Here is a 17583-nt window from a genome sequence, read left to right as displayed (position 1 = left end):
ATGAAACAACTTATTAAGTTTGCCATAGTACTTGTTAGTTTTTCTTTGTGGGGGCAAACTTCGCCTTCTCAAGAAGATCTAAAAGTAGGCTTGGTGTTAAGTGGTGGTGGAGCAAAAGGCTTGGCACATATTGGCGCTTTAAAAGTAATTGAAGAAGCGGGTGTGCGAATAGATTATGTGGGAGGTACCAGTATGGGAGCAATTATAGGTTCTTTATATGCAGCAGGCTACACGCCACATCAATTAGATTCGATATTTAAGCAGACTAATTTTAATAGTTTAATTCAGGACGATTTACCGAGAGGGGTAAAATCTTTTTACGAGCGGGAAGATTCTGAGCGTTATGCGATTACACTTCCTTTCGACAAATTTAAAATAGGCTTTCCTTCGGGCCTTTCTAAAGGTCAAAACATCTATAATCTATTGGCTTATTTAATGGCTCCGGTAGAAAATGTAAAAGATTTTAAGGAGCTGCCTATTCCTTTCTTTTGTATAGGTACCAATATAGAAACCGGGGAAGAAGTATTGTTAGATCGAGGTTCGTTACCACAAGCGGTTTCAGCTAGTGGAGCAATTCCGTCATTATTTAGTCCGGTAGAAATTAATGGGAAGTTAATTTCAGATGGTGGGATTACCAATAATTACCCTATAGAAGAAATGAAAAAACGTGGGGTAGATTATATTATTGGCATAGATGTACAGGATAGTTTGGTCAACCGAAAAAAACTGCAATCGGCTTTCGAGATTTTAACGCAAGTAAATAATTTTCGTACCATTAAGGATATGAAAACCAAAAGGAAGAAAACCGATTTATACATCAAACCTGATATTACAGCATTTACTATTTTGTCTTTTGATGAAGGGGAAGCGATTATAAACAAGGGAGAAGAAAAAGCAAAGGAGTTTACAGCCGATTTAGAATTGTTAGCGCAGCGGCAGAAATCATCTGAAAAGAAACCCCGACGCATTCAGCTTTCAGATTCGGTTTATATACATAATATTCGTATTTCAGGAAATAATAATTACCCCCGTAATTATATCCGCGGAAAATTAAAAATAGATACCGATACTAAAGTGCCTTATCAAGATATAAGTGAAGGGATCAATAACCTTTCAGCTACAGGGAATTTTAAACGGGTAGCGTATGAATTGAAGGAGGTAGGAGAAAATAAAAAGGATTTGAACCTTATTGTTACCGAGAATGAAAATAATACCAGTTTGCGTTTAGCATTGCATTACGATGAATTATACCGTAGTGGAGCCTTACTTAACTTTACCCGCAAAAGTTTATTGTTGAAGAACGATATTCTTTCCCTAGACTTTATTGCAGGCGATAATTTTAGGTACGATGCGCGTTACTACATAGATAAAGGAAGCTACTGGAGCATTGGGTTGCATTCTAGGTACGACCAGTTTAGTAAAAGTGTTCCCTATAGTTTTGTCCTTAATAATTTTAATTTAGGAGATTACAATGTCAACAAAATAACCGTAGATTCTCAAGATTTTACCAATCAGATTTATGCCGAAACCTTCTTTCTAAAATCATTTAAGTTTGGGATGGGAGCAGAACATAAATATACGGCTTTAGAGACAGAAACCATTATTGAAAACAATGACAATCAAGAGGTGCCATTCACCATTTTAGAACAAAGTAACTTGTTTAGTGCTTTTGGTTATTTAGAATACGATAAGTATGACAATGCTTACTTTCCTTGTCATGGGTTACGTTTTATGGGAGATTTTCACGCTTACCTTTTTGAGTCTAAGGCTAGTTTTGATTTTTCCCCATTTTACATAGCTAAAGGTTATCTTGGGTATGCTTTTTCTCCAATACATAAATTTTCTTTTCGCGTGCAGGCCGAAACAGGTTTTAGAATAGGCGAAACCGAAATGAACGCGCTTAATTTTACGTTAGGTGGTTATGGTAACCATTTGGTGAATAATTTAATTCCTTTTTACGGATATGATTTTGTAAGCATTTCTGGAGATAGTTATATAAAGGGATTGGTGGAAGTGGATTTTGAACCTTTTGAAAAAAACCATATTAGCTTTGGCTATAATATAGCAAACGTGGAAGATGATTTATATAGTACCGGGAACTGGTTTTCTGCACCCGATTATACAGGCTTTGGTTTAGGGTATGGTTTAGAAACCTTTCTAGGTCCCATTGAGCTTAAATATACCTATTCTCCCGAGCGTTCTGAAAGTGAGTGGTTTTTTAGTTTAGGGTTTTGGTTTTAAAGCTAAAAAAATAAAAACCATAACTCATTTGAATAATCTAAATACTGTTTATGTTTCAGGTTTAAGTCATGGTCTTTATTTTATTTCTTTAGTAAAAAACAATAAAATTTTAGCATTAGGCTTCAAATCCATCGCCTCGGCAATTAACTTAAAAGATTTTAATCGAAGTTGTTTATCGTAACTCATCTCGTTGTGATTACCAATTCATCAACGTCATATGTTTCAGCAAGTTGTTCTAATTCGGCTTTTACTTGGTCTTGCGTCCCTGAAATAATTCGGTTGCTTTGGCTTCAATGCGCTAAATATAATCTGAAACTTTAAAGTATTCTATAATTTACCTTTATGGTTATTCTTCATGTTACTGTTTTGTTTATTGAAAAAAATAAAAATAAATGTTTTGTATATTGATTTTTAGATTACATTAGACGCGACTTTTTGAGTATAAGAAAATTAAAAGTAAGCCAAAATCTTCAAAGCAAAAAGAGAAGCCAAAATTAGATCATAATTAAGATATTTTTAAACAAAAAAATTAAAAGAACAGATGAAAAACAAATTGTTACTTGGCTTACTTATAATTTTAAGTGCCTATTCTTGTAGTGAGGATTATGAAGATTTAGAGGAAAACTCTTTCGCTCCTACAGAAGCTAATTTTTCGGTAGAAGAATCAGAAGATAAACCTGATGTACACACTAAGATTAAATTGGGTGAAAAATTAAAAAACCCTTATACAGTAGAGAATATGCAGGCAGCTTTTAATTATTATAACCTGCACGTACCGGATTCTCCATTTAAGAAAAAAAGAGTAGTAGCTATGAATCACAAAATAACCTTTAATGTTTGTGACCTTAAAAACCGTTTGCTAAACAACAATCCTACAATAAGCAATGCTCTTCACCAATTATTTAATAGCTATGGATACTGTGTTCCACAACTTTAAAAACTCTTGTAGACTTTTCGGGATAGTAAGCCTATGTTTTTTATTTGTGGCCTGTCCCGGAGAAGAAAACTGTGACGATATAGGTAGTAGTATAAGAATTGATGGTCTGATTAAATTAATACCTGAAAAAAAAGTTTATAAAAAGTCAGATACTATTACGCTAAAGCTGACTATACCAGTAGTTAATAATTATTTTGGAAATCAATTGAATATCAATAATGTAATAGATGGCAATAGTCCTAAATTAACAATGATAGGTTTTAAGCAGCTATCTAAAGATAATAGGTTAGAATTTATTTCGGGAAATCAGGGTGAATTTGATAATTGGTTAATATTGGATAATGATGAGTCGGAAGGTAATTATAAATTAGAAATATTAATTATTTTAGATAGAATAGGTTTTTATTCCATCGTTAGTGATGATTATATAATTTTTAATGGTAAAAGTGACTGTAATGAATATCTGATAGCTACAAATATAGAATGGAGCGAATATGGAATTATTGAGTTTACAGTTGAAGAATAATTATTTAACAGCTATGGATACTGTATTCCACAACTTTAAAAACTTGTTTAGGCTTTTCGGGATAGTAAGCTTATGCTTTTTATGTGTAGCCTGTCCTGGAGAGGAAAACTGTGACGATATGGGTGCAAGCGCTTTAGTCGATGGCTTAATTACCCTTTCACCAGAACAGGAAGTGTATGAAGTAGGGGATGAATTAACTTTATCCTTAAATTTACCTTCAAGCAATACCTATTTAGGAAATGAAATAGATTTTTATGGGGATACCCGAGATAAATCGCCTTTATTATATTTTTATTTCGAAGAATTATTCAAAGATAATGAGGTAAATGTTATTGTAGGTAAACGAGGGAAATATAATAACTGGTATTATATGGACTACGATGACCAAACAGGAATTTATGAGTTAGAGGTAAAAATTATTTTAGAGAAAGTTACTACTTATGCTTTTCATTCTGGTGCTAGTTTAAATATAATTGGAAAGGAAAATTGTAATAGGTATTTTTTGGATACAAGTATAGTTTGGCAAGGTATTCCTTGGGTGGAGTTTACAGTTGAAGAATAATGTATTTAATAGCTATGTATACTGTATTCCACAACTTTAAAAACTCTTGTAGACTTTTCGGGATAGTAAGCCTATGTTTTTTATGTATGGCTTGCCCCGGAGAAGAAAACTGTGACGATAGGGGCGCAAGCGCTTTAGTCGATGGCTTAATCAGCCTTTCACCAGAACAGGAAGTGTATGAAGTAGGGGATGAATTAACTTTATCCTTAAATTTACCTTCAAGCAACACCTATTTAGGGGATGAAGTAGATTTTTATATGGAGACCCAAGATAAATCACCACTATTGGTGTTTCATTTTGAAGAATTATTCTCAGAGAATGAAGTGTTAATTAATAAGGGAAAGAAAGGGGATTCATCAAATAGGTATTATATGGTTTATAATCAAGAAATTGGGATTTATGAACTGATAATTAACATCACATTGGAAAAAAACCGCTCATATGCTTTTCTTGCTGATGCAAGTATTTATGTAATCGGAAGAGAAGATTGCAATCGTTATAGGTTAGATACCAGTATAGTTTGGCAAGGTATTCCTTGGGTGGAGTTTAGAGTTGAAGAATAAATAAAATAATCTTTAAAAAACGTCCGGCAATTGCCGGACGTTTTTATTAAGCAAGTTTGTTCTCTGTAAGTTTAGGCTTCAAATCCATCGCCTCGGCAATTAACTTAAAAGATTTTAATCGAAGTTGTTTGTCGTAGCTCATCGTGGTGATCACCAATTCATCAACGTCATATGTTTCAGCAAGTTGTTCTAATTCGGATTTTACTCGGTCTTGCGTTCCTGAAATAATTCGGTTGCTATTGGCTTCAATGCGCTGTTGTTCATAAGTAGAAAACGCATATTGTTCCACCTCTTTAAACGCCGGGCGTTTTCCAAAATTCCCTTTTTCAAACTGTACCAAGGTATAATCCATATACTTTCGCATATTGGCGGCAATTTGTTCCGTTTCCCCACACATCACAAAAGAAGAAAGTAGCACTTTTGGCTCTTGTAAACTTTCAGAAGGCTTAAAGTTATCCCTGTAAATTTTCACCACCTCCGGCGGTACATTTCCATTGATAAATTTAGCAATAGCTAAGCCGAGTCCTTTTTCAGCAGCAATTTTTGCGCTTCCACCACTAGAACTTAAAATCCATTGGGAGGGAACACTTTCTGCTTGTGGAATGGCATAAATTCTGCCATTTTCGGTAGCTGCCGTATCTCTAAAAAAATGTTGCAAATGGTCAATCTGCTTCAAATAATCTTCTTCTTTAAAAGTATTAGAAGGGTTTAATAACATGGCGCTAACACGGTCGCCACCCGGAGCACGTCCCATTCCCATTTCAATACGTCCGGGAAAAAGTGTTTCCAGCATTCTAAAATTTTCGGCCATTTTAAAAGCACTATGGTTGGGGAGCATAATTCCACCGCTACCAATTTTAATTGTTTTGGTTTCATCTGCCAATTTTACCATCAAAACTTCCGGGGCAGAGCCGGCAATAGATGGTGAATTATGATGTTCTGAAACCCAAAAGCGGTTATAGCCCAAATCTTCGGCTAATTTTACCGTTTCAATAGTTTCCAATAAAGCTTCACGGGCAGTGGCACCATGTCGAACAATAGATTGGTCGAGGATGCCTATTTTTATATCTTTCATTTAAAATTGATTGAGGTTAACAGATAAACTATTCACTTTTTTTACAGAAAAATAAATAGCTTTCATCTAGAAATTTAGTTCTATCAATTAATCGAAGAAGATGTTCTTTCATTACAGAAATAGCCTTCAATTTTATAAATGATGGAATAGATTTTAGGTATCGAAAAATTTTAGGAACAAGCATTTCAAACGTTTGAATTAAACGAAAAAAAATTGCGATATTTGTAAAAACCACAAGTGAATTATGCCATTTTATCATAAATTAGGAAAGATACCCCATAAGCGGCACACAATTTTTAAAAAACCTGATGGAAGCTTGTATTACGAGCAATTATTTGGAACCATTGGTTTTGATGGAATGTCGTCTAACCTGTATCATGAACACCGACCCACACAGGTAAAAGAAATTAAAGGAAGTTACGATGTAAGTCCAAAAATTGCAGTAGCTAATAATTTGAAGTCTTATAAGTTTAAAGGTTTTCAAGTAGTGCCGGCGCCAGATTATCTGGAAAGTAGAAAAACTGTACTTACCAATCAGGACTGTAGTATAGTTTTAGCAGCTCCACAAGAATCAACAGAAGATTATTTTTATAAGAATGCCGATTGTGACGAACTTATTTTTATTCATCAAGGCACCGGAAAATTAAGAACCCAGCTCGGGAACTTAGATTTTAAATATGGAGATTATTTACTGGTCCCTAGAGGTACCATCTACAAACTAGATTTTGATGATGAAAACAACCGTTTATTTATCGTAGAATCTCACCGGCCTATCTATACGCCAAAAAGATATCGGAATTATTTTGGGCAATTGTTAGAACATTCTCCTTTTTGTGAGCGTGATTTGCGGCAACCCCAAGAATTGGAGACCAATGATGAAAAAGGGGATTTTCTAATCAAAATTAAAAAGAATAACGAAATTTTTGATATGGTTTATGCTACGCATCCTTTTGATGTAGTGGGGTATGATGGTTACAACTATCCTTACGCCTTTTCCATTCACGATTTTGAACCGATAACAGGAAGAATTCATCAACCGCCACCAGTACATCAAACTTTTGAAACCGATGCATTTGTCGTTTGTTCTTTCTGTCCGCGATTGTATGATTACCATCCTGAAGCTATTCCTGCGCCGTATAGCCATAGTAATATAGATAGTGATGAGGTCTTGTATTACGTAGATGGCGATTTTATGAGTAGAAATGATATTGAAGCCGGGCATATTTCTTTGCATCCGGCGGGAATTCCGCACGGTCCGCATCCCGGAGCTGTAGAGAGAAGTATTGGCCAAACCGGAACCGAGGAGTTAGCGGTAATGGTAGATACCTTTCGTCCGCTGCAAGTGACTGAAGAAGGTTTGAAAATCGCAGACGACTCGTATCATAAATCTTGGTTAGACGGAAGTCATGATTAGTGAAAAGCAATTATTAAATATTTCCGCGCAAGCAAGAGCGATGTGGTAACCAACCAGCTAGTGTTTTAATGGGAAATAATTTAAAATTTAAAAGAAATAAAATGAGTAAAAAAATAGAATCAGTTAATTACGGATTAGAAAAAATATTTGAAGGAGCGCAAGATTTTTTGCCCCTCTTGGGAACCGATTATGTTGAATTGTATGTAGGCAATGCAAAGCAAGCAGCCCATTTCTATAAAACAGCTTTCGGTTTTCAATCTAAAGCTTATTCAGGATTGGAAACAGGGAATAAAGATTCTGTTTCCTATGTATTACAACAAGATAAAATTAGACTGGTACTTACGACACCCTTAAGTTCTAAAAATCCTATCAATGAGCATTTAGTAAAGCACGGTGATGGAGTGAAGGTAGTTGCACTTTGGGTAGAAGATGCTAAAAAAGCGTGGGAAGAAACCACTTCGCGGGGCGCTAAATCTTTTATGGAACCGAAAGTTGAAACAGATGAAGACGGTGAAGTTATAAGAGCCGGAATTTACACGTATGGAGAAACCGTTCATATGTTTGTAGAGCGTAAAAACTATAAGGGTGAATTTTTACCCGGTTATAGAAAATGGGTCTCTCCTTATAATCCCGAGCCGGTAGGGCTAAAATATATAGACCATATGGTAGGAAATGTAGGTTGGAACGAGATGAACACTTGGGTAAAATGGTATGAAGATGTGATGGGTTTTGTCAATTTCCTATCTTTTGACGATAAGCAAATTCATACTGAATATTCTGCCTTAATGAGTAAAGTGATGAGTAATGGGAATGGTAGAATTAAATTTCCTATAAATGAACCTGCTGAAGGAGTTAAGAAATCTCAAATTGAAGAATATTTAGATTTTTATGAAGGTCCCGGGGTTCAGCATATTGCCGTGGCTACCGACGATATTATAAAAACTGTAGGCGATTTAAGAGCTCGAGGGGTAGAGTTTCTTTCTCATCCACCGGAAGCTTATTACGATGCGGTACCCGGTAGGTTAGAAGAATTTAGCCACGAATTAAATGAAGATATCAAGCTTCTTCAAAGTCTCGGAATTATGATTGATGCCGATGAAGAAGGCTATTTATTACAGATTTTCACTAAACCAATACAAGATAGACCTACACTTTTCTTCGAGATTATTCAACGAATGGGGGCTAGAGGCTTTGGTGCAGGTAATTTTAAAGCCCTTTTTGAGTCTATTGAACGAGAGCAGCAATTACGAGGAACGTTATAAAAAATTAAAAATTTTAATGAATTGTCAGCTAAAATGATTTTTTGGTAATTATTTGATTTGAGAATAGTTAAATATAATTTTCTTGTTGTGTGTAAGGTACTTGTACAGTACTTTTGCGCAGCATTTTTGGAAGTGGTTAGCCAAAAATGATTTGAGAAGATTTTTTTCATAAATTTAAGTTTTAGTTGGTTAATAAGGATAAAGCCCCATCAAATTTTGATGGGGCTTTTTCTTTTTTAATACCTTTGGAATAGTATTTGAAAATGAGAATACTAAAGAACCAACCCTATAGCTATTAATACTATGAAAAAACTACTTTTTTTACTTATATTTTTTGTCACTACTTTTTCTTTTCACGCACAAGAAAAATCCTATCAAGATGGCGAATGGTTTAAATTTAGAATTCATTATGGATGGTTTAATGCCAGTTTTGCTACGTTGGAAGTAAAAGAAGAAACCTTTCAAGGTAAAAATGTTTACCACGTAGTAGGAAAAGGAAAATCGACAGGGCTGTTAGATTTATTTTTTAAAGTAGATGACACTTATGAAACTTATATTGAAGAAACTTCGCAGCTTCCTTTAAAATTTAAAAGGGATATAAACGAAGGTGGACATACCAAGAATAAAGTTATTTATTTTGACCAAGCATCCAATGAAGCTTTGGTAAAGAACTTAAAAGATAATTCAGAAAAGAAATTCAGCATACATCATAATGTGCAGGATATGATGTCGGTTTTTTATTTTCTTCGGAATAAAATTGACCCCGAGACTATTCAAGAAGGAGATGAAATTATGGTAGACTTATTTTTTGATGAAGAAAACTACCGTTTTAAGACGGTTTTTCTAGGAAGGGAAACCATAAAAACTAAGTTTGGTAAAATGAAAGCACTGAAGTTTCGACCATACGTGCAAGCAGACCGCATTTTTAAAGAAGAAGAAAGTTTAACGTTTTGGGTAAGCGACGATAAAAATAAAATGCCTTTAAAGATTGAAGCAGATCTTGCGGTAGGTTCATTAGACGCCGATTTAGAAGCTTTTAAAAAATTAAAACACCCTTTTACGATAGAAATGAAATAAATATTTTCTTATAAGTAATAAAATACATGGTTTCGAGTTGTAAAACAGTATTGCTTTAAATAATTTTGTTGCCTAAAATTTTATGCTTTTGAGAAAACTATATTCTATACTTACACTTTTTTGTTTTTGCGTATTAATTATTTCCTGTAAAGAAGAACCTAAAAAAGAAATTGCAGAGAAAACTAAAGAAGTAAAGAAAGCTCCTCCACAAATTAAGGAATATGGTTTTGTATTGAATGACTATAAAGTGGTGAGAGATACCATTAGGCCAGGGGATAGTTTTGGAGCAATTATGGATGCCAATGGCGTAACCCGAGGAGAGGTTTATTTAATTTCAGAAAAAGTAAAAGACACCTTTAACCCGGCACGAATTATAGCCGGAAAACCATATACCATTTTAAAGTCGAAAGATACTTCAGAAACGGTAAAAGCATTTATTTACGAAAACGACCGGATTAATTACACGGTCATTGATTTGCAGGATTCTGTTCGTTCTTTTAAAAATAAAAAACCCGTTTCGGTGAAAAGAAAAATGACTTCTGGAGTTATTACTTCCAGTCTTTCCGAAGCGATGGATAATGCTGGTTTAAGCGTTTTACTTACCGATAAGCTTTCAGATATATACCAATGGAAAATAGATTTCTTTAAAATCCAGAAAGGAGATCAATTCAAATTAATTTATAACGAACGTTGGATTAACGATACCATTTATGGCGGAGTTAAAAACATTGAAGCTGCTGTTTTTAAACATTACGACAGCCCTTATTATGCTTTTAGCTTTGGAAAGGATAGTTTAAGTGGTTTCCCTAAATTTTATGATGAAGAGGCCAATTCTATGCAAAGCTTCTTTTTAAAAGCCCCTTTAAAATTTTCGAGGATTTCTTCCCGATATACCAAAAGAAGGTTTCACCCCGTACAGAAAAGATGGAAAGCGCACTTAGGTACAGATTATGCCGCTCCTACAGGAACTCCAATTTGGAGCACTGCAGATGGCGTGGTCATTAAATCCAGTTATACGCGTGGAAACGGTAATTATGTAAAAGTTCGACATAACGAAAAATATACGACACAGTATTTACACATGACCAAACGGAATGTAAAAGTAGGGCAGCGTGTAAAACAGGGTGATATCATTGGTTTTGTGGGAAGTACAGGTTTGGCTACCGGTCCGCACGTTTGTTACCGTTTTTGGGTTTACGGGAAACAAGTAGATCCTTTCAAACAAAACTTACCAAGTTCAGAGCCTTTAAAAGAAGAATTAAAGCCTGATTATTTTATGGCTATTGAAAGTTTAAAGAAAGAGCTAGATAGCCTTCCTTTCAAAAAAATGCCAAAGTAAGCTTCTTGAATGTTATGAAAATATTAAAATTTCAATGCTTGCATAACTTTTTTTTAAAACCCGCTTTCTTACTATTAATGCCTTCTTAAAATTTAAAAAGTAATATGTAGCTTCATTTGCAGTGCAAACTAATTTTAAATAATAAACTGCAAAATGAAAAAGCTATTTACAATAATGTTGCTTTTAGCAACAAGTGTGATTTTTGCTCAAGGTAAACTTACAGGTACCATTACAGATCCTGAAACAAATATGCCGTTACCAGGAGCAAATGTTATGGAGGCAGGAACTTCCAATGGTACAACTACAGATTTTGATGGAGTGTTTTCCTTAGAAGTACAAAATTCAGAAGGAGAGCTGGTGATATCCTATTTAGGTTTTGCTAAAAAAAGAGTTAGTTTTTCGGTAAACAATGGAGAAACTATAGACATAGGGGAAATTAGCCTAGAAGCAGATGCAAATGCTCTTGGGGAAATAGTAGTAGTTGGAAAAGGGGTGATAGATTTAGAGGAAGATAGAAAAACACCTATCGCTGTTTCTACTGTAACAAGTGAAGAGATTCAAAAAAGGGCAGTAGGGAACGTTGAATTTCCTCAAATTTTAAAGAATACTCCGAACGTTTATGTTTCCAATGCTTCTGGCGGATACGGTGATTCTCAAATGTTCGTGAGGGGTTTTGGACAGTCTAATACAGCTTTCTTATTAAATGGTCAGCCCATTAATGGAATGGAAGACGGTAATATGTACTGGTCGAATTGGGCAGGTTTGGCAGATATTGCTAATGCTGTACAAGTACAAAGAGGTTTAGGTTCATCAAAGTTGGCAATTTCATCAGTAGGAGGAACTGTTAATATTGTAACCAAAGCTACAAATAGAACAGAAGGGGGTTTTGCTAGATTTTTAGTGGGAAATGGTAGCTATATGAAAGGTACCGTTTCGTATGATACTGGTATTAATGACAATGGATGGGGCTTTTCTTTTCTTTTAGATTACTGGCAAGCACATAGTAAATGGGCAAACGGAACAAAAGGTCAAGGTCAAAATTATTTCTTTTCTGTAGGTAAAAAAGCAGGAAATCATAATTTCAACTTTTTGCTAACAGGAGCTCCACAATGGCACGATCAAAACTTTTCTAAAGACTTAAAATTATATGATGAATATGGATTAAAGTATAATAATAACTATGGTTTTAATAATGGAGATTATTTAACTTCTAGAAGAAATTATTATCATAAACCAGTTCTTAACTTAAACTGGGATTGGGATATTTCAGAAAAGTCAAATCTTTCTACAGTACTATATGCTTCTTTTGGTAGAGGAGGGGGAACCGGTACTTATGGGAATGGCCCTGGTTATATAAGTGGATATCCTAATGGAAATGAAGACTTACAAAGAGGTGCTTTTAATGCAAGTAATGGTTTAATAGATTGGACATACATTGAAAATGTTTACAATGCTTCTATCACTCCAGATGCAAATGGGAATAGATATGCAAAACCGGGAAGTTATGAAGGTACTGTTTTGAGAGCATCAGTGAATAATCATGCTTGGTATGGAACGGTGATGAATTATGAAAATAATATTTCTGAAAACCTTACTTTTAATGTAGGTGCAGATTTTAGATTTTATAAAGGAGATCATTTTCGACAAATAACTGATTTGCTAGGTCTTGATGGGGTTCAAGAAAGCTTTGGTGGTAATGATAATAATATTGTTACCAAGACTTTTAATCCAGACCCTTGGGCTGCGTTATTTGATTTTGCCGATGAAAATCAAAGAATCGATTATGATTATTCAGAAAATATTAATTACCAAGGAGGATTTGGTCAAGTTGAATGGGCCAACGATGAATTTTCAGTATTCGCTCAAGGAGCTATTTCCAATCAATCTTATAAGAGAGAAGATAGGGGGAATTTTGAAGGAACCAAAGAATCTAAAACTATTAATAAAACAGGATATAATATTAAAGGAGGTGCTTCTTGGACTTTTATAGAAGGACATACAGTTTTTGCGAATGCAGGAAACTATTCTAGACAACCATTTTTAGATAATGTATTTCCTAGCTATGCAGATAATACCCAGTTAGCAGATCCTGAAGTTGATAATGAAGAAATTGTTGGTTTTGAAGCCGGGTATAAATTTGAAAAAGGTAATTTTCAGTTAAACTTAAATGCTTATTATACAAGTTGGGAAAATAGGTTCCTGAGTTCTACCGGAGAATACCAGGATATTGAAAACGCAAGGTTTTTATTTACCGATATTGCTCAGGTTCACAAAGGGTTAGAATTGGATGCTACATATAAGCCAAACACTAGATGGATGATTAGAGGTTATGCCACTTTAGGGGATTGGGTTTATGATGGCTCAACTCCTGTAAGAATTAATAATGATGATACTAATAGTTTAGTTGAAACTAAAAACATAGATTTAAAAGATGTTAAGGTAGGTCAAGCACCACAAACATCAGCTGGTTTAGGAGCTAACTTTATTGCTATTCCAGAAAAGTTATCAGTAAGTCTAGATTGGAATTACTATACAGATCTGTATGGTTTTGTAGATGTGGAAGATGTTGCTTTAGCAAGTCTAAACAATGAAACCTATCAATCGGAAGAATTAAACTCTTACTCTTTATTTGATCTAGGAGCATCTTACAATTTAGATTTAGGAGGGCAAAGGTTTGTCATTACAGGAAATATGTATAATGTTTTAGATCACGAATACATTAGTCAAAAAGATAATTATGGCTATTTCTATGGAAATGGAACTACTTGGAACTTTTCCGTAAAATATAGATTCTAAAATTCTTTTCTTAGAAATTAAAAACCGCTACTGTTTGTAGCGGTTTTTTTATTCAAAAAAATTATCTTTACACTTCTAAATAATTATTATGTACAGAGCAATTTATTACCTTCATTCGTATTGGGCATATTTAGTATTATTGGTAGTGATTCTAGCTACGTTAAATGCAATTACGGGAGTGATTTCTAAACGTTCTTATGGCCCGCGTGATTTCAGGATTTCATTATTTGCTCTTATTTGTACACATATTCAATTGTTGATAGGAATTGTGCTGTTCTTTATTTCACCAAAGATCGTTTGGTTTACAGAAGGCGTTCCTGTAAAAGAGATTATGGGCGACAGTGTTTTAAGAATGTATAATGTAGAACATCCGTTAATGATGATTATTGCCGTAGTATTAATTACTATTGGTTATTCAAAGCACAAGAAGAAATTATCGTCTGCTCCTAAATTTAAAATGCTTGCTATATTTTATCCCTTAGCGCTTATCGCCATCTTGGCCATGATTCCATGGGCAGCTTGGTTTTAATTTATTTATCATAGCTCAAAATATCGCCGGGTTGGCAATCTAACACTTCGCAAATAGCCGCTAGGGTAGAAAAACGTACCGCTTTGGCTTTCCCTGTTTTTAAGATGGAAAGGTTAGCGGTGGTGATCCCTATTTTTTCCGCCAAATCTTTCGATTTCATATTACGTTGCTGTAATAGTTCATCTAAGTTGATAATAATCGCCATAACTGATTTAATTAGATAGTAAGTTCATTTTCTTCTTTAAGTTCGGCAGATTTCTTAATTATTTTAGAAATCATCGTAAAAGTTAAACCAATGATTAGAACAAAGAAGAGAAGCGAAAAGTAGCGTGGAGCAAGTTCAGGAACATTATCGGTTTTAAAATTGATACCTGTTAGCGTATAAATTATTCTTGCGCTAATCCCGGCAATAGCAGAAATGGAGAAAAATATCCCTGCATATTTAAAATATGTAGAGGCTTTCTGTGAAAAAATAGAACCTTTTAAAAATGTCTTTATAATAAATCGTAAATCATATAAGCCTAAAAAAAACAGAATTAAAGCTCCTATATTTAAGATAGATACTATAATTACCCAGTGATTATAATGCTTATATGGAGTAGCTAGATGTCGTAAAGCATCTAAATCTAAGGATATAATGGCCAAAAAGATAGCTAAAAGGGCAGCTATAATATGAAAGCCTATTAAAAAGCAAAGAATATTTATAATGGAATATAATATACGTATGGATTTCATGGTTAAAAAATTATCGATTAACGATAATAAAAATAAAATTAATTATTGAAAAACAATAATATTCCTTAATTTTTATTTTTTATTTATATAAATTGAAGAAACTTTGAGAATGTTATCAAGTTGTTAAACCCTAGTTCGAAGAACTCGTATCGTGTCTTAAAATCATTTATAACCCTTATATTTGCAGCTATAGTCGAAAAAATATGCTAATAGCCATTTTAACGGGTTTTGCTTTTGCTGTACTGTTGCTTTTTGGTGGCAAATTAGTAAAAGGCAAACTTTCCATACTTTCTACACTAATACCTTTAGGGTTGTTTATCTATTTTGCTCGATTTATCGGTGATGTATCGAGCCATAATTTTATACAAGAAAATTTTTCTTGGATTCCTAGTCTGGGCGTTAACCTAAGTTTTAAGCTCGATGGCCTTTCGTTGCTCTTCTGTTTAATGATTACCGGAATAGGAACTTTGGTTTTTGCTTATACTTCAGCCTATTTAAAAGGGCATAAATACCTAGACCGATTTTACGGATATCTTAGTGTATTTATGGGGGCAATGCTGGGCTTGGTGCTATCTGAAAATATTATTTCCCTATTTGTGTTTTGGGAATTAACCAGTATAAGTTCATTCTTTTTAATTGGCTTTAATAACGATAATCCTGCATCTCGAAAATCAGCCTTGACTGCTTTAGGAATTACAGGGATAGGCGGATTGTTACTATTGGCCGGTGGAATTGTTTTAGGGAATATTTCCGGTACCTATAATATTTCGGAAATGTTGGCCAATCGTGATTTAATATTAGGTCACGAATATTATATATTGGCAGCTTGCTTAATTTTTGGAGCAGCATTTACCAAATCTGCTCAATTTCCATTTCATTTTTGGTTGCCCGGTGCGATGAAAGCACCCACCCCTGTTTCTACTTATTTGCACTCGGCAACGATGGTGAAAGCAGGAGTTTATTTGTTGTTTAGATTAAGTCCGGTGATGGGTGGAACCGATTTTTGGAATACCACCTTAACTATTGTAGGGTTAGTTACGATGGTCTATTCAGCATTTCATGCGCTTTTTAGAACCGATATGAAAGGGATTTTAGCTTATTCTACCATTTCAGCATTGGGGATTTTAGTGTTTCTCATAGGATTGGGTACCCACGAATCTTTTTTGGCGGCAGCAGTATTTATTATTGTACACGCCCTTTATAAAGCTACTTTATTTTTAATTACCGGAGCGGTAGATCATCAAGCAAAATCGCGGGATGTGACTCAGCTTTCAGGATTGAGAAAAGTGATGCCGATAGTGGCTATTGCAGCCCTGTTAGCCGCAATTTCAAATGCCGGGATTCCACCAAGTGTGGGATTTGTAGGGAAAGACTTAATTTATGAAGGAACACTTCATATGGAAAATTCAGTGGTATTGCTTACCGCATTGGCTATTATTACCAATGTCTTGATTTCTTATGCAGGTTATGTGGCGGGTATAAAGCCATTTGTGGGCAAGCTTCCAAAACGCTATGAAAATGTGAAAAAACCTCCTTTTTGGTTATGGTTCCCTCCGCTTCTGCTAGGAACTTTAGGGTTTGTCTTTGGGATTTTTCCTGTGCTTATTCAAAATACATTAATTAAACCCATACTTTGGTCAATAGGTTTAGAAGCTTCAGAAGTGCATTTAAAATTATGGCACGGGTTCACTCCGGTTTTAGGCTTAAGTGCCTTGACCATTGGTTCTGGTATTTTACTGTATTTTCTACTGAAACCTTCTCATAAGCTAATAAGTTTTATAGCGAAATTTGACAAAGTTTCCCCGAAGTACATTATGGAAAAGATGACATGGGCTTTTGCTAGGTTTTCTGCTTTTTGGACGAATGTATTTCAAAATGGCTATTTAAGAAATTATGTTTCTACCATTACCTTGTTTCTTATCATTTTAATGGCATTTACCTTATTGCAAGAAACCACCTATAGAGTAGACTATTCCTCTTTTGCGAAACTAACGGTTTATGAAATCGTCATTCTATCGATCTTAATTTTAGCTATCGGCTTAATAGTTTTTGCTAAATCAAGATTAGCAGCGGTAGTTGCTACCGGAATTATGGGCTATTGTATCTGTTTGTTGTTTGTATTTTACAGTGCGCCAGATTTAGCAATGACGCAATTTGCTATTGATACCCTTACGGTAATTCTGTTTGTATTAGTATTGTATAGATTACCCAAATATTTAAAGCTCTCCGATTATAAGATGCGGATAAGGGATGGGATTTTATCTTTGGCGTTTGGAGGATTAATTACCATCTTAGCATTAGAAGTTCTTGCGCAGCCCGTTAATTCTGAAGTTTCTGATTTTTATGCGAAAAATGCATATCTATTGGCACACGGAAAAAACGTAGTGAATGTGATTTTGGTAGATTTTAGGGGGGCAGATACCATGGTAGAAATTTCAGTATTGGCAATTTCGGCAATTGGTGTATTTGGTTTATTAAAGTTGAGGTTAAAAAGTGTAGAACGTTATCAAAAGTAAGGAAAAAGCAT

The 17583-nt window shown here is 34.5% G+C and carries 15 protein-coding genes; 12 read left to right on the top strand and 3 right to left on the bottom strand.

The genetic code is table 11. From position 1 onward, the window contains the following. From FVB9532_RS15475 to FVB9532_RS15455, 5 genes are all read left to right on the top strand, one after another. The gene (locus FVB9532_RS15475; protein WP_150546089.1) at window positions 1-2241 is read left to right on the top strand and encodes a patatin-like phospholipase family protein; all 2241 of its coding nucleotides are present in this window, start codon (window positions 1-3) and stop codon (window positions 2239-2241) included. A gap of 541 nt (window positions 2242-2782) precedes the next feature. Then, window positions 2783-3178, top strand: coding sequence for a hypothetical protein (locus FVB9532_RS15470; protein WP_150546088.1), 396 nt, complete (start codon window positions 2783-2785; stop codon window positions 3176-3178). Further along, window positions 3153-3704 (top strand): hypothetical protein, encoded by a 552-nt coding sequence (locus tag FVB9532_RS15465; RefSeq protein ID WP_150546087.1) that lies wholly within the window; start codon window positions 3153-3155, stop codon window positions 3702-3704. The genes FVB9532_RS15470 and FVB9532_RS15465 overlap by 26 nt, the downstream gene beginning before the upstream one ends. 13 nt (window positions 3705-3717) lie before the next feature. Continuing rightward, window positions 3718-4266, top strand: a complete 549-nt coding sequence (locus FVB9532_RS15460; RefSeq protein ID WP_150546086.1) for a hypothetical protein — start codon at window positions 3718-3720, stop codon at window positions 4264-4266. A 14-nt stretch (window positions 4267-4280) separates the two neighbouring features. Further along, window positions 4281-4829 (top strand): hypothetical protein, encoded by a 549-nt coding sequence (locus tag FVB9532_RS15455; protein WP_150546085.1) that lies wholly within the window; start codon window positions 4281-4283, stop codon window positions 4827-4829. Between the two features lie 46 nt (window positions 4830-4875). On the opposite strand, the gene FVB9532_RS15450 is transcribed toward FVB9532_RS15455, so the two are convergent. Further along, window positions 4876-5904 carry an LLM class flavin-dependent oxidoreductase gene (locus FVB9532_RS15450; protein ID WP_150546084.1) on the bottom strand — a complete coding sequence of 343 codons (1029 nt, stop codon included), beginning with the start codon at window positions 5902-5904 and terminating at the stop codon, window positions 4876-4878. A gap of 244 nt (window positions 5905-6148) precedes the next feature. Between FVB9532_RS15450 and FVB9532_RS15445 the strand changes: the two genes are divergently transcribed. From FVB9532_RS15445 to FVB9532_RS15420, 6 genes are all read left to right on the top strand, one after another. Then, a complete protein-coding gene (locus FVB9532_RS15445) occupies window positions 6149-7318 on the top strand; it encodes a homogentisate 1,2-dioxygenase (RefSeq protein WP_150546083.1) in 1170 nt (389 codons plus the stop codon). A 101-nt stretch (window positions 7319-7419) separates the two neighbouring features. Next, window positions 7420-8580, top strand: coding sequence for a 4-hydroxyphenylpyruvate dioxygenase (hppD, locus tag FVB9532_RS15440; RefSeq protein ID WP_150546082.1), 1161 nt, complete (start codon window positions 7420-7422; stop codon window positions 8578-8580). A gap of 303 nt (window positions 8581-8883) precedes the next feature. Further along, window positions 8884-9657, top strand: coding sequence for a DUF3108 domain-containing protein (locus FVB9532_RS15435; RefSeq protein WP_150546081.1), 774 nt, complete (start codon window positions 8884-8886; stop codon window positions 9655-9657). Between the two features lie 82 nt (window positions 9658-9739). Beyond that, entirely contained in the window at window positions 9740-10996 is a 1257-nt protein-coding gene (locus tag FVB9532_RS15430) for a M23 family metallopeptidase (RefSeq protein ID WP_150546080.1), read from the top strand. Window positions 10997-11149: 153 nt separating this feature from the next. Then, the gene (locus tag FVB9532_RS15425) at window positions 11150-13792 is read left to right on the top strand and encodes a TonB-dependent receptor (protein ID WP_150546079.1); all 2643 of its coding nucleotides are present in this window, start codon (window positions 11150-11152) and stop codon (window positions 13790-13792) included. An 88-nt stretch (window positions 13793-13880) separates the two neighbouring features. Further along, on the top strand, window positions 13881-14321 hold the full coding sequence (locus FVB9532_RS15420; protein ID WP_150546078.1) for a hypothetical protein: 441 nt from the start codon (window positions 13881-13883) through the stop codon (window positions 14319-14321). Window position 14322: 1 nt separating this feature from the next. Here the strand turns inward: FVB9532_RS15420 and FVB9532_RS15415 are convergent, their stop codons facing one another. Together FVB9532_RS15415 and FVB9532_RS15410 are read right to left on the bottom strand one after the other, a co-directional pair. Beyond that, a complete protein-coding gene (locus FVB9532_RS15415; protein WP_150546077.1) occupies window positions 14323-14526 on the bottom strand; it encodes a helix-turn-helix domain-containing protein in 204 nt (67 codons plus the stop codon). 11 nt (window positions 14527-14537) lie between these two features. Beyond that, window positions 14538-15056, bottom strand: a complete 519-nt coding sequence (locus tag FVB9532_RS15410) for a DUF2975 domain-containing protein (protein WP_150546076.1) — start codon at window positions 15054-15056, stop codon at window positions 14538-14540. A gap of 203 nt (window positions 15057-15259) precedes the next feature. Here FVB9532_RS15410 and FVB9532_RS15405 point away from each other — a divergent pair, with 203 nt between their 5' ends. Continuing rightward, window positions 15260-17572 carry a putative monovalent cation/H+ antiporter subunit A gene (locus tag FVB9532_RS15405; RefSeq protein ID WP_150546075.1) on the top strand — a complete coding sequence of 771 codons (2313 nt, stop codon included), beginning with the start codon at window positions 15260-15262 and terminating at the stop codon, window positions 17570-17572. Window positions 17573-17583: the final 11 nt, after the last annotated feature.

It is taken from the genome of Mesonia oceanica (assembly GCF_902499555.1).
GTDB classification, from domain to species: Bacteria; Bacteroidota; Bacteroidia; order Flavobacteriales; family Flavobacteriaceae; genus Mesonia; species Mesonia oceanica.
This window is presented reverse-complemented; position numbering and strand designations above follow the sequence as displayed.

Excerpts from the sequence above, each read along its gene's own strand:
- FVB9532_RS15475 (WP_150546089.1), top strand. The coding sequence starts at position 1 with ATGAAACAACTTATTAAGTTTGCCATAGTACTTGTTAGTTTTTCTTTG.
- FVB9532_RS15470 (WP_150546088.1), top strand. The coding sequence starts at position 2,783 with ATGAAAAACAAATTGTTACTTGGCTTACTTATAATTTTAAGTGCCTAT.
- FVB9532_RS15465 (WP_150546087.1), top strand. The coding sequence starts at position 3,153 with ATGGATACTGTGTTCCACAACTTTAAAAACTCTTGTAGACTTTTCGGG.
- FVB9532_RS15460 (WP_150546086.1), top strand. The coding sequence starts at position 3,718 with ATGGATACTGTATTCCACAACTTTAAAAACTTGTTTAGGCTTTTCGGG.
- FVB9532_RS15455 (WP_150546085.1), top strand. The coding sequence starts at position 4,281 with ATGTATACTGTATTCCACAACTTTAAAAACTCTTGTAGACTTTTCGGG.
- FVB9532_RS15450 (WP_150546084.1), bottom strand. The coding sequence starts at position 5,904 with ATGAAAGATATAAAAATAGGCATCCTCGACCAATCTATTGTTCGACAT.
- FVB9532_RS15445 (WP_150546083.1), top strand. The coding sequence starts at position 6,149 with ATGCCATTTTATCATAAATTAGGAAAGATACCCCATAAGCGGCACACA.
- hppD (WP_150546082.1), top strand. The coding sequence starts at position 7,420 with ATGAGTAAAAAAATAGAATCAGTTAATTACGGATTAGAAAAAATATTT.
- FVB9532_RS15435 (WP_150546081.1), top strand. The coding sequence starts at position 8,884 with ATGAAAAAACTACTTTTTTTACTTATATTTTTTGTCACTACTTTTTCT.
- FVB9532_RS15430 (WP_150546080.1), top strand. The coding sequence starts at position 9,740 with ATGCTTTTGAGAAAACTATATTCTATACTTACACTTTTTTGTTTTTGC.
- FVB9532_RS15425 (WP_150546079.1), top strand. The coding sequence starts at position 11,150 with ATGAAAAAGCTATTTACAATAATGTTGCTTTTAGCAACAAGTGTGATT.
- FVB9532_RS15420 (WP_150546078.1), top strand. The coding sequence starts at position 13,881 with ATGTACAGAGCAATTTATTACCTTCATTCGTATTGGGCATATTTAGTA.
- FVB9532_RS15415 (WP_150546077.1), bottom strand. The coding sequence starts at position 14,526 with ATGGCGATTATTATCAACTTAGATGAACTATTACAGCAACGTAATATG.
- FVB9532_RS15410 (WP_150546076.1), bottom strand. The coding sequence starts at position 15,056 with ATGAAATCCATACGTATATTATATTCCATTATAAATATTCTTTGCTTT.
- FVB9532_RS15405 (WP_150546075.1), top strand. The coding sequence starts at position 15,260 with ATGCTAATAGCCATTTTAACGGGTTTTGCTTTTGCTGTACTGTTGCTT.